Source organism: Saccharomonospora halophila 8, assembly GCF_000383775.1.
GTDB lineage: Bacteria > Actinomycetota > Actinomycetes > Mycobacteriales > Pseudonocardiaceae > Saccharomonospora > Saccharomonospora halophila.
In genome coordinates this window covers 23,845-34,650 of the sequence record NZ_KB912490.1, presented here as the reverse complement: position 1 = coordinate 34,650, position 10,806 = coordinate 23,845, and the positions used below count along the sequence as shown (strand labels likewise).

Annotated in this window: 10 protein-coding genes, 1 tRNA gene and 1 pseudogene; 3 read left to right on the top strand and 9 right to left on the bottom strand. The window is 71.5% G+C overall.

The genetic code is table 11. From position 1 onward, the window contains the following. Nucleotides 1-600, top strand: a pseudogene (locus SACHA_RS20095) (AMP-binding protein); the annotation flags it as partial. Between the two features lie 12 nt (nt 601-612). Here SACHA_RS20095 and SACHA_RS0103660 read toward each other — a convergent pair. The 8 genes from SACHA_RS0103660 to SACHA_RS0103625 all read right to left on the bottom strand — a co-directional run bounded on the left by SACHA_RS0103660 (nt 613) and on the right by SACHA_RS0103625 (nt 7,661). Beyond that, nucleotides 613-951: a DivIVA domain-containing protein gene (locus SACHA_RS0103660; protein WP_019807291.1), complete on the bottom strand. Its 339-nt coding sequence runs from the start codon at nt 949-951 to the stop codon at nt 613-615. Continuing rightward, nucleotides 948-1,310, bottom strand: coding sequence for a DivIVA domain-containing protein (locus SACHA_RS0103655; RefSeq protein WP_019807289.1), 363 nt, complete (start codon nt 1,308-1,310; stop codon nt 948-950). The genes SACHA_RS0103660 and SACHA_RS0103655 overlap by 4 nt, the downstream gene beginning before the upstream one ends. 197 nt (nt 1,311-1,507) lie before the next feature. After that, nucleotides 1,508-2,095 (bottom strand): aminoacyl-tRNA hydrolase, encoded by a 588-nt coding sequence (pth, locus tag SACHA_RS0103650; RefSeq protein WP_019807287.1) that lies wholly within the window; start codon nt 2,093-2,095, stop codon nt 1,508-1,510. 40 nt (nt 2,096-2,135) lie between these two features. Beyond that, a complete protein-coding gene (locus tag SACHA_RS0103645) occupies nt 2,136-2,777 on the bottom strand; it encodes a 50S ribosomal protein L25/general stress protein Ctc (protein WP_019807286.1) in 642 nt (213 codons plus the stop codon). Nucleotides 2,778-3,099: 322 nt separating this feature from the next. Next, on the bottom strand, nt 3,100-4,080 hold the full coding sequence (locus tag SACHA_RS0103640; RefSeq protein ID WP_019807284.1) for a ribose-phosphate diphosphokinase: 981 nt from the start codon (nt 4,078-4,080) through the stop codon (nt 3,100-3,102). Continuing rightward, nucleotides 4,077-5,555, bottom strand: a complete 1,479-nt coding sequence (gene glmU / locus SACHA_RS0103635) for a bifunctional UDP-N-acetylglucosamine diphosphorylase/glucosamine-1-phosphate N-acetyltransferase GlmU (RefSeq protein ID WP_019807282.1) — start codon at nt 5,553-5,555, stop codon at nt 4,077-4,079. The genes SACHA_RS0103640 and glmU overlap by 4 nt, the downstream gene beginning before the upstream one ends. A 43-nt stretch (nt 5,556-5,598) precedes the next feature. Beyond that, nucleotides 5,599-7,539 (bottom strand): GGDEF domain-containing protein, encoded by a 1,941-nt coding sequence (locus SACHA_RS20090; RefSeq protein WP_019807280.1) that lies wholly within the window; start codon nt 7,537-7,539, stop codon nt 5,599-5,601. Between the two features lie 50 nt (nt 7,540-7,589). Continuing rightward, nucleotides 7,590-7,661 (bottom strand) — tRNA-Gln (locus tag SACHA_RS0103625). Nucleotides 7,662-7,824: 163 nt separating this feature from the next. Here SACHA_RS0103625 and SACHA_RS0103620 point away from each other — a divergent pair. Both SACHA_RS0103620 and SACHA_RS0103615 read left to right on the top strand, forming a co-directional pair. Continuing rightward, on the top strand, nt 7,825-8,772 hold the full coding sequence (locus SACHA_RS0103620; protein ID WP_028662854.1) for an acyl-CoA desaturase: 948 nt from the start codon (nt 7,825-7,827) through the stop codon (nt 8,770-8,772). A 214-nt stretch (nt 8,773-8,986) separates the two neighbouring features. Then, nucleotides 8,987-9,589, top strand: coding sequence for a TetR/AcrR family transcriptional regulator (locus SACHA_RS0103615; protein ID WP_039737861.1), 603 nt, complete (start codon nt 8,987-8,989; stop codon nt 9,587-9,589). Nucleotides 9,590-9,635: 46 nt separating this feature from the next. Here the strand turns inward: SACHA_RS0103615 and SACHA_RS0103610 are convergent. After that, a partial coding sequence (locus tag SACHA_RS0103610) for a PQQ-dependent sugar dehydrogenase (protein WP_232211801.1) occupies nt 9,636-10,806 on the bottom strand: 1,171 nt, incomplete at its 5' end.

The following is a 10,806-nucleotide window of genomic DNA, read 5'->3' as shown; positions in this document are numbered from 1 at the left end:
GGCACCGACGCCGTGCGCGGGTTCGCCGTGCTCGGCCGCCCGCTGAACGGTCTCCAGGCACGGATCGTGGGCGACGACGGCCGCACGCGCGCCGAACGCGAGGTCGGCGAGATCCAGCTGCGCGGCGAGGCCGTGACCCCGGGCTACCTCACCGTGGACGGCCCGGTGGACACGCAGGACGCCCACGGCTGGTTCGCCACGGGCGACCTCGGGTACCTCGTGGACGGCCAGATCGTGATCTGCGGACGGGCCAAGGACGTCATCATCCTCGGTGGCCGCAACGTCTACCCGACCGACATCGAGCGCGCGACCGACGCGGTCGACGGGGTCCGCGCGGGCAACGCCGTGGCGGTGCGGCTGGACGCGGGTACTCGCCGGGAACGGTTCGCCGTGGTGCTGGAGTCCACGGTGGCCGGGGACACCGAGGCGGAGGCCGCGCTCGCGCGGCAGGTCACCTCCCGGGTGCGCGAGGCCGTCGACGCGCGGCCGTACTCGGTGCTGGTGCTGCCGAAGGGCAGTCTCCCGAAGACGCCGTCGGGCAAGGTCCGGCGTGCCGCCACCGCGGAGGAGTACCGGGAGCGGATCGAGGCGTACGCCTGAGCGCGCGGCGCCTCACGCCGTGATCCGCCGCCACGGCCGGTCGTGGGTGTCGTCGGGCTCCGGCCGTGGCGCGTCGCGGTCGTGGTCAGCACGTTCGCGGATCGCCAGGGCGCGCTCGACGACGCGCAGGAAGGCGTCGACGGCCCCGGGGTCGTAGCCGCCGCGCCTGCCCGTCGGGTGCAGGGTGAACGCGACGGCCCCGACGTCGGCGGCGGTGACGTGGTCCCGATCGTCCAGAGTGGCCGCGATCCGGCGCAGGAAGGCGTTCACCTGCATCGTGTTGTACCCGCGGGTGCCCCAGGGGGCGGAGGGCAGCCACACGTCGTCGACGTCCGCGGCCGTGAGCCTCATCGATGCCCCCGCGCCGTCGGAGGGTTCGCGGCCCGGTCGGCGGGGTCCCGGGAGACGGCGGGTTCGCGGTCGACGTCGTCGGCACGGTGGCCGGACCGTGGGCGGGGCACGGCCAGCAGCTGTTCCTCCACGGCGTCGAGGAACTCGTCGACCTCCCGCTCGTCGTAGCCGCGCCTGCCCAGCAGCGGCCGGGAGAAGCGGACGTGGTGGACCTCGGCCGCGGTGAGGTCGTCCGAACCCGCCAGTGCCCGCGCGACGCGGCGCACGAAGGCGTCGACCTCGGTCTTGGAGTAGCCGCGGCGGCCGAGTGGTGCGTTCCCGAACTCGAGCCCGGCGACCTCGTCTGCGGTGAGCGACATGCGACCCTTCCTCCTGACTGAGAGTGGTCCGACTTCGCGTCACGACCTAGCCACGAGGAGTGCCCGGGAAACGCGCCGAACCGCGATCGTCACCTGATCGGGGAGGGTGAAGCGCTCGTACGGGGGACAACCCCGTGGGGCACTGTTCGAGCCGGTGCGGTGTGAACGGCTCGGCGCGAAAGCCCGACGCCGGTGAATCAGTGGAAAGCGTTCTGCGCCGCGGCGAGACCGGATCGCACCAGCTCGGTGACCGCGTCGGCACACCGGTCGATGTGGACGGCGAGTTCCTTGCGCTCGACGGTGGAGAAATCCTTGAGCACGTAGTCGGCGGGGCTCATCCGCCCCGGCGGGCGGCCGACCCCGAACCGCACGCGGTGGTAGTCCCGCGTGCCGAGCGACTTCGTGATCGAGCGGAGTCCGTTGTGTCCGTTGTCGCCGCCGCCGAACTTCAGCTTCACGGCACCGAAGTCGAGGTCGAGTTCGTCGTGGATCACCACGACACCGTCGGCGGCGATCGAGTGGAAGCGGGCGGTGCCCGCCACGGGCCCGCCCGAGAGATTCATGTACGACCGGGGCTTGGCCAGCACCACGCTGCGCCCGGCCAGGCGGCCCTGAAGCACCTCGGCACCGCCCTTGTGCGCCTTGAACGAGCCGCCGAGCCGGTCGGCGAGTTCGTCCAGCACCAGGAAGCCGATGTTGTGCCGGTTCGCCGCGTACCGCGGACCGGGGTTGCCGAGGCCGGCGAGCAGCACGCGCTCGCCGCCCCCCGGCAGATCGTTTCCCACTCCTGGCACCCCGGTCCCGCTGTGTCGTCCGGTCCGGCCGTTACTCGGCCTTGGCCTCTTCGGTCTCGGACTGCTCCTCGACCACACCGGCGCCCTCGGTGTCCACCTCGGCCTCCATGGCCGACTCGGTGGGCGCCTCGCTGACGCCGACCACGAGCTGCTCGGGGTCGCCGACCAGGGTCGCCCCCCGCGGCAACGGCACGTCACCCGCCGAGATCTGCGTGCCGGCCTCGGCGCCGTCCACGGAGACCTCGAGATGCTCGGGGATGTTCAGCGCGTCGACCTCGACCTGGACGGTGTCGAGCTCGTGGTTGACCAGCGTGCCGGGCGCCGCCTGGCCGGTGGTGGAGACCGGCACGTCGACGGTGACCTTCTCCCCGCGGTGCACCACGAGCAGGTCTACGTGCTCGATGTAGTTCTTCAGCGGGTGCACGGTCACGGTCTTGGTCAGCGCCAGTTCCCTGGACTTCTCCGCCGACCCGGCGACGTCCAGCGTGAGCACGGCGTTCTGGCCGTTCTCGCGGACCACGCGGGCGAAGTCGATGGCGGGCAGCGCCAGGTGCCGGGGGTTCTCGCCGTGGCCGTACAACACCGCGGGGATCTTGCCCGCGCGGCGGGTGCGGCGCGCGGCGCCCTTGCCGAACTCGGTGCGCGGTTCGACCGTCAGACGTACCTCGGACACGGGGATGCACTCCTTGCGGTGGGATCGGGAAAAACGTTGCTTGTGGCTGTCCGGCGGCGAGTCCACGACGTGCGCGCACGGGTGGCCTACGAGCCGCCGCGTCGATCACGTCGAGAGTCGTCGCGCCACGCGACGTCTCTCACCTCGCCGAGACAACCCCTACATCCTATGCCAGCCGCTCCCACCCGGCACAGCCGCCCCCGGCGGGGGTGTGCCGTGAAGGGCACATTCCCTGCGTCAGACGCCGTGAGGGGCACTTTCCCTGCGTTGAGTGCAGGGAAAGTGCCCCTCACGGCACACTACGGAGGGTGACCGGCCGGGGTCAGGCGCTTCCGTCGAAGAGGCTGGTGACCGAGCCGTCCTCGAAGACCTCCTGGATGGCGCGGGCCAGCAGCGGGGCGATCGAGAGGACGGTGAGCTTGGAGAAGCGCTTCTCCTCGGGGATCGGCAGCGAGTTGGTGACGATCACCTCGCGCGCCCGGGAGTTCGCCAGCCGCTCGGCGGCCGGGTCGGACAGGATGCCGTGCGTGGAGGCCACCACCACGTCGGAAGCGCCCCCCTCCAGCAGCGCCTCGGTCGCCTTGGTGATGGTGCCGCCGGTGTCGATCATGTCGTCGATCAGCACGCACAGCCGGTTCTCCACGTTGCCGACGACGCGGTTGGCCACGGCCTGGTTCGGCGTGTCCGGGTCGCGCGTCTTGTGGATGAACGCGATCGGCCGGTCGCCGAGCTGCTGGGCCCACTTCTCGGCCAGCCGCACCCGGCCGGAGTCCGGGGAGACGACGGTGATGTTGTTGTCGCCGTAGTGCTCGTTGATGTAGTCGGCCAGGACGTTCTGCCCGTGCAGGTGGTCGACGGGGCCGTCGAAGAAGCCCTGGATCTGGGCGGTGTGCAGATCCACCGTCAGGATGCGGTCCGCGCCGGCGGTCTTGAACAGGTCCGCGATGAGCCGCGCGGAGATCGGCTCCCGGCCCTTGTGCTTCTTGTCCTGCCGGGAGTACGGGTAGAACGGCATGATCACGGTGATGCGCTTGGCGCTGCCACGCTTGAGCGCGTCCACCATGATCAGCTGCTCCATGACCCACTCGTTGATCGGCGGGGAGAAGCTCTGCAGGACGAAGGCGTCGGAGCCCCGCACCGACTCCTCGTAGCGCACGTAGAGCTCGCCGTTGGCGAAGCTGTGCAGGGTCTGCGGGGTGATCGTCACGTTGAGGCTCTTGGCGACCTCCTCGGCGAGTTCGACATGCGAACGGCCGGAGAAGAGCATGAGATTCTTCTTCGGCGTGCCGGACTTCGGGCTCATTCTGGCGACTCCCCGTCGGTTTCGGTTTCCTGCTGTGCGGCGAGCGCCTTCTCCGCTGCCTCCGCCGCACGGGTACCCGGCCTTCGCCGGGGTACCCAGCCTTCGATGTTGCGTTGTGGCGAGCCGGAGACCGCGAGCGCGCCCGGCGGCACGTCCCGCCGCAGCACCGTTCCCGCACCACTGTAAGCGCCGTCGCCCACGGTCACGGGGGCGACGAACATGGTGTCCGAGCCCGTCCGCACGTGCGAACCGACGACGGTGTGGTGCTTGTCCGTGCCGTCGTAGTTCACGAACACGCTGGAGGCGCCGATGTTGCTGTGCTCACCGATGGTCGCGTCCCCGACGTAGGTCAGGTGCGGCACCTTCGTGCCCGTGCCGATGTCGGCCTTCTTCGTCTCCACGAAGGTGCCGATCTTGCCGTCCTCGCCGAGGCGCGTGCCCGGGCGCAGGTAGGCGAACGGGCCCACCTCGGCGCCCGCCCCGACGACGGAGTCGCTGCCGTGGGTGCGCACCATCCGCGCTCCGGCACCCACCGCGACGTCGGTCAGGGTGGTGTCGGGGCCGATGCGTGCCCCCTCCTCGACGGTGGTCCGGCCGTGCAGCTGCACGTTGGGCTCCAGCACCACGTCGGGGGCCAGCGTGACATCCGCGTCCAGCCAGGTCGTCGCGGGGTCGACGACGGTGACCCCCGCCCGTTGCCAGTGCCGCACGATCCGCCGGTTCAGCTCGGCGCCGAGCGTCGACAGCTGCACCCGGTCGTTGACGCCCTCGGTGAGCCAGGGATCGTCGACGACCAGACCGCCGACGCGCCCGCCGGCACCGCGGGCGATGCCGAGCACGTCGGTGAGGTACAGCTCGCCCTGGGCGTTGTCGGTGGACAGCCGGGACAGGCCGTCGGCGAGCACCGCGGCGTCGAACGCGTACACCCCGGAGTTGATCTCGTGGATCGCGAGCTGGTCGGCGTCGGCGTCCTTGTGCTCCACGATGCCGGTGACCTCGCCGGTGGCGTCGCGCAGGATCCGGCCGTATCCGCCCGGTTCGCCGACCACCGCGGTGAGCACGGTGGCGGCGTTGCCGCGTCCGGTGTGTTCGGACAGCAGTGCCTCGAGGGTCGTGGTATCCAGCAGCGGCACGTCGCCGTAGGTGACCAGCACCGTGCCGGACACGCCCGCGGCGCCGCCGAGTCCGGTCAGGGCGCAGGACACCGCGTGCCCCGTGCCGTTCTGCGTCTCCTGCACCGCCGTGGCCACCGGCCTGCCGAGGGTGTCGGCCAGCCCGGACAACCGCTCGGTCACCGGCTGTCTGCCGTGTCCCACCACGACGACGAGCCGGCCGGGGTCGAGCCCGGCCGCCGCGCGCACCGCGTGCTCGACCAGCGGTCTGCCCGCGATCGGGTGCAGCACTTTGGGGGTCTTCGAACGCATGCGGGTGCCCTCACCCGCGGCGAGAATGATGGTGCTCAGCGGGCCGGTCACGGCACTCCTCAATCAGCACGGGTTTCACCGACGGCCCACGATCCTACGTCCGCTGTGCGCGCCCCGCCGTCGGGTCGTCCCCCGGCGGGTGGGTGGTGCCACCGTGGCCGGGCCCCTCCGTCGCCGGATTCGACGCGATCCGGTTCCCGCCGCGCCGTTTCGCCTGGTACATGGCCGCGTCCGCGCGGGACAGGACCTCCTCCGCGCGCTCCAGCGGTCGGAGGCCGACCAGGCCCACCGACAGGGTCACCCCGTGCGAGAGATGGCGCGGCAGCGAGGCCACCGACTTCACGGCGCGGGTGAGCGCCTGGGTCGCCGCGGGCATCGGCGCACCCGGGAGCAGGATGATGAACTCGTCACCGCCGTAGCGGGCCACGACGTCGTCGCCACGGAGGGCGTCCCGCAGGGTGCTGGCGACCACGCGCAGCACGTCGTCGCCCTCGGCGTGCGAGTGCTGGTCGTTGACGTCCTTGAAGCCGTCCAGGTCCACCAGGGCGACCGAGAGCGGTTCGGATTCGCCGGACACGGCGAGCGCGTGCAGCCGCTCGTCGAGCGCGCGACGGTTGGGCAGGCCGGTGAGCGGATCCTGCATCGCCTGTTGTGTGATCGCGCCGTGTTCGGCGGAGAGTCGCTCGTGTTCCCGCCGGGTGTTCAGGGTCGCGATCTGGGACTCACGCAGCGACCACAGCTCCTCCTCCAGTTCGACGACGTAGTCGCACAGCAGCTCCGTCGGCGTCGGCAGTGCGGCCGTTCCGCGTCCCCGACCGGGGCCGTCCGGTGTCGTGGTCCGGGAATCCGTGTCGGTCTCGTCCCTGCGGAGTTCCTCGGCGGGGGACACGTCGGTCGGGAAGGCGTCGCCGGGAGGCCTCCCGGGAGTGCGGGCAGGCTCGTCCGCCGTCGCCGCGCCGGTGCCGGGGGGTTCCCGTCCGCTGCCCGGGTTGCTTTCCACCCCGAGGGTGGCCAGCTCCCGGATGAGATTGAGCCGCATGGACGGCTGGGACGTGTCGTCGGCCTCGGTCTGCCGGGCGTCGAGCAACTCCTCGACGGCCTCGCCGGTGCGTCCGTCGGCGACCAGGCAGCGGGACAGCGCGATGGTGACGAGGACCTTCTCGTGCGGGTAACCCTGCTCCGCGCCGAGTCGGCGCAGCCGTTCGATGTGTGCGGCGGTGGGGGCGGCCAACGCGAGCGAGGCCGCCAGTACACCGACCTGCTCCACGGCGGGCACGTCCGGCTTGCGCGGGAACAGCGACTCGGCGAACGGCGCCTCCGCGGCGATCGTCATCGAGGCGGCGGTGCGGAACTTCTCGTGCGCCTCCTCCCGGCGCCCGACCCGTTCCAGCCGCAATCCCCAGCCGAGCAGCATCTTGACCCGGTTGAGCAGTTGCAGCGTGATCTCGTGCGGGCCGGCGCTGTCCCGGATGGCCTGGTGGGCGCGGGAGATCATCTCCTCGGCCGCCTCGTAGACGCCGAGCTGGTTGAGCACGATCCAACAGTCGTTGAGTGCCGCCGCGAGCAGCCGGTCCCACGCCCGGCGCCCCTGGTGTATCTCGGGGCTCGGCACGTCGTCGAGCAGGGCGAGGGCGCGGGCGATCTCGGTGAGCGCGGCGTCGTCCTGTTCGCCGAGCACGAGCGACCTGCCGCGGAGCGCGTGGGCGTCGGCCCGTAGGAGGGCGAGACCGTGCCGCTTGGTGTGCGTGAGCATCTCGTCGAGCAGGGGCTCGGCCTCGGTGGCCAGTCCCCGGATCACCAACCGTGCCAGCGCGGTGGCCCGCAGCAACTGGGCGACCAGGACGGGCTCGCCGCGGCGACGGGTCTCCTCCAGCAGCTCGTCGAGTGTCCCGGTGACCCGGAGCTGTTCGGCACGTTCGGTGCGCTGGACCGTGGCGATCAACTCCCGGGCACGCCCCAGTACCCAGGCGTCGGACATGTCGCCCAACGCCGGGCGCTGCTCGTCGTCCCAGTCCTCGCCGTGCAGCCGGTCCACACCCCTTCTTCGCCTCCGGGCACGTCAGGAGGCGATCGGCAGCCGGGCAGCTCCGCCGCCAGGGCTCGAACCTGGACTGTCAGAACCAAAATCTGAAGTGCTGCCAATTACACTACGGCGGATCGCGCCTGGTCAGGATAGCCACCGTGGCACCGGGTAGTCACCACCGGGGCCGCCCGACCGGGTTCCGGCTCTCCCCAACGGCCCCTGACCTCCTGTACCGTAACCTACGGCAACGTAGGTAAGGTCCACCTTGCCTGGTCATTCGTGGAAAGAAGCAGAAGTATGACGGCTACTCTCGAGGACCCTGCGGCGAAGCCCGCGCGAGGCCCGAAGCCGATACTGGACGGAGAGCGCACGTCCGGCGTGCAGTTCGCGGTGTACTTCGGCGTGATCGCGCCGCTGGCCGCGCTGGCCGTCGCTGTCCCCTTCGCGTGGGGATGGGGGCTGAGCTGGGTCGACGTCGGCCTGTTCGTCCTGTTCTACGCCATCAGCGGACTCGGGATCACGGTCTCGTTCCACCGACACTTCACACACGGGTCCTTCAAGGCGAAACGCTGGCTGCGGGTCGTCATGGCGATCGCGGGCAGCATGGCGGTGCAGGGGCCGCTCATCACCTGGGTCGCGGACCACCGCAGGCACCACGCGTTCTCCGACCGGGAGGGCGACCCGCACTCCCCCTGGATGTTCGGCACCTCCCCCGTGGCACTGGCCAAGGGGTTCTGGCACGCCCACATGGGCTGGCTGTTCGAGCGGGACGTCAGCAACGCCGAGCGGTTCGCGCCGGACCTGCTCAAGGACCCGGCGCTGCGCCGCGTCGACCGGCTGTTCCCCCTGTGGACCGTGCTGTCGCTGGTGCTGCCCGGCATCGTCGGCGGGCTGGTGACCTGGTCGTTGTGGGGTGGTGTCACGGCGTTCTTCTGGGCCGGGCTCGTGCGCGTGTGCGTGCTGCACCACGTGACCTGGTCGGTGAACTCGATCTGTCACATGATCGGTGAGCGGCCCTACAGTGCCCGGGACCGTTCCGCCAACTTCTGGCCGCTGGCGATCTTCTCGTTCGGCGAGTCGTGGCACAACCTGCACCACGCCGACCCGACGTCGGCCCGGCACGGGGTCCAGCGGGGTCAGATCGACATCTCCGCCCGGTTGATCTGGGTGTTCGAGAAGCTCGGCTGGGCCTACAACGTCCGCTGGCCGACCCCGAACCGCCTGCAGAAGCTGTCCGCGAAGTAATCCGCCGGTCACCGGCGGGTGGACGCCGCGAAGGCCTCCTTCCCTGCACCGGACGCAGGCAAGAAGGCCTTCGCGGCGTGTGACGCGGGGGAGGGGTCCTTGGCGGCGAGTCGGGTGCGGGCGCATTAGGCTGCGGGCGGTGGCGGCGAGACGCAGAGCGAAGCGCGACGCGGCCGCGGGGGCACGGGTGACGGCCCCGGCGGCCCGGGTGCGGATGACGGGTGCCGAGCGCAGACAGCAGCTGCTCGACGTGGCGCGGGCGCTGTTCGCGGAGAAAGGGTTCGACGGCGCGTCGATCGAGGAGATCGCGCACCGGGCGAACGTGTCCAAACCGGTGGTCTACGAGCACTTCGGTGGTAAGGAGGGCATCTACGCGGTCGTGGTGGACCGCGAGATGCAGTCGTTGCTCGACCGGATGGTCTCGACCCTGGACGGGGGTGGCCCCCGCGAGCTGCTCGAACACGCCGCGCTCGCACTGCTGGGCTATGTCGACGAGGCACACGACGGGTTCCGCATCCTGGTGCGGGACTCCCCGGTGGCCAGCGCGTCGGGCACGTTCTCCACCCTGCTCAACGACATCGCCGGGCAGGTGGAGCACGTGCTCGCACACGAGTTCGACAGCCGCGGGTACGACGACAAGCTGGCCCCCCTGTACGCGCAGGCGCTGGTCGGCATGGTGGCCCTGACCGGCCAGTGGTGGCTCGACGCACGCAAGCCGAAGCGCCACGAGGTCGCGGCCCACCTGGTCAACCTCGCGTGGAACGGTCTGTCCCATCTGGAGCACAAGCCGAAGATCCAGCACAGCCCCCGGGGCTGAGCGGTGGCTCGGGGGCCGGCACAGCCCCCGGGGCTGAGCGGCGGGCTCAGGTGGGCCGCGGGGTCACCCGGAACAGCATGTCGTCCTCGCCGCCCGACGTGGTCACCCAGAGCGCGTCGTCCGGCGCCCGGCGCACCGCCCGGAGCCTGCCGAACTCGTCGTCGAACTCGGGCGGCAGGAGCACCTCGGTGACGTCGTCGCCCGCGTCGTCGAGCCGGAACAGCAGCATCTTCTGCCCCCGCAGGGCCACGACGGCCAGCGTCCCGTCCAGCGCACCCCAGCGCCCGCCGGAGACGAACGCCGCGCCGGACGGCGCCTCCGTCGAGGTCGCCCCCGAGGTCCACAGCGGGGGCACCGCCTGCGGGAACCGGTCGAGGTCGGTCATCGGCACGTCCTCGTCGTACGAGCCGGTCGTCCCGCCCCGGGACGGGTCCCAGCCGTAGTTGCCGCCGGCCACGATCCGGTTCACCTCGTCGAAGCCGGTCGGTCCGTGTCCGGAGGCGTACACCTGGCCGGTGTCCGGCCGTACCGCCACGCCCTGCACGTTGCGGTGTCCGTAGCTGTACACCCGGCGCGTGTCGGGGTCCTCGGAGTCGGCGAACGGATTGTCCGGCAGTCCGCGCCCGGTGTCCGGGTCGATCCGCAGGATCTTGCCGCCCAGGCTCGTGCGGTCCTGCGGGATCGTGGGGTCGCTCGCGCTGTCACCCGTACCGACGAGCAGCGCGCCGTCGGCGGCGAAGGTGGGGCGGCACCCGGAGTGCCTGCCGCTGTCGTTGACCGGCAGCCCGGTCAGCAGGTCCCGCACCCGCCGCGCGGCCCGGGCGTCGTCGGACAGCCGCCAGGTCACCAGCCGCACGTCCACGGCCTCGCCGTCGCGCCGGTGCGTCTGGCACGTGGTGAACTCCCGGGTGTCCGGGAAGTCCGGGTGCACCACCAGCCCCAGCAACCCTCCCTCGCCCCGCACGAGGACGTCGGAGAAGTCGGCGTCGACCTCGGTGACGTCGCCGCCGCGCACGAGGCGGAGCCGGCCCGGGCGTTCGGTGACGAGTACCCCGCCGTCCGGCAGGAAGCCGACGTCCCACGGATGTTCGAGGCCGCCGGTGACCTGTTCGGCCTCCAGCGACACCTCCCCCGGTGCGGAAGTGGTCGTCTCCGTGCCGTCCGCGGGCCCCCCGTCCGGGGAGCCGCCCTCCGGGGCGCCGCCGTCGGGGGACCCG

What these genes read in the sequence shown, in the direction of transcription:
- SACHA_RS0103660 (WP_019807291.1), bottom strand. Translation starts at nt 951, where the DNA reads ATGAGGCTCACGGCCGCGGACGTCGACGACGTGTGGCTGCCCTCCGCC.
- SACHA_RS0103655 (WP_019807289.1), bottom strand. Translation starts at nt 1,310, where the DNA reads ATGTCGCTCACCGCAGACGAGGTCGCCGGGCTCGAGTTCGGGAACGCA.
- SACHA_RS0103640 (WP_019807284.1), bottom strand. Translation starts at nt 4,080, where the DNA reads ATGAGCCCGAAGTCCGGCACGCCGAAGAAGAATCTCATGCTCTTCTCC.
- SACHA_RS0103620 (WP_028662854.1), top strand. Translation starts at nt 7,825, where the DNA reads ATGACGGCTACTCTCGAGGACCCTGCGGCGAAGCCCGCGCGAGGCCCG.
- SACHA_RS0103615 (WP_039737861.1), top strand. Translation starts at nt 8,987, where the DNA reads ATGACGGGTGCCGAGCGCAGACAGCAGCTGCTCGACGTGGCGCGGGCG.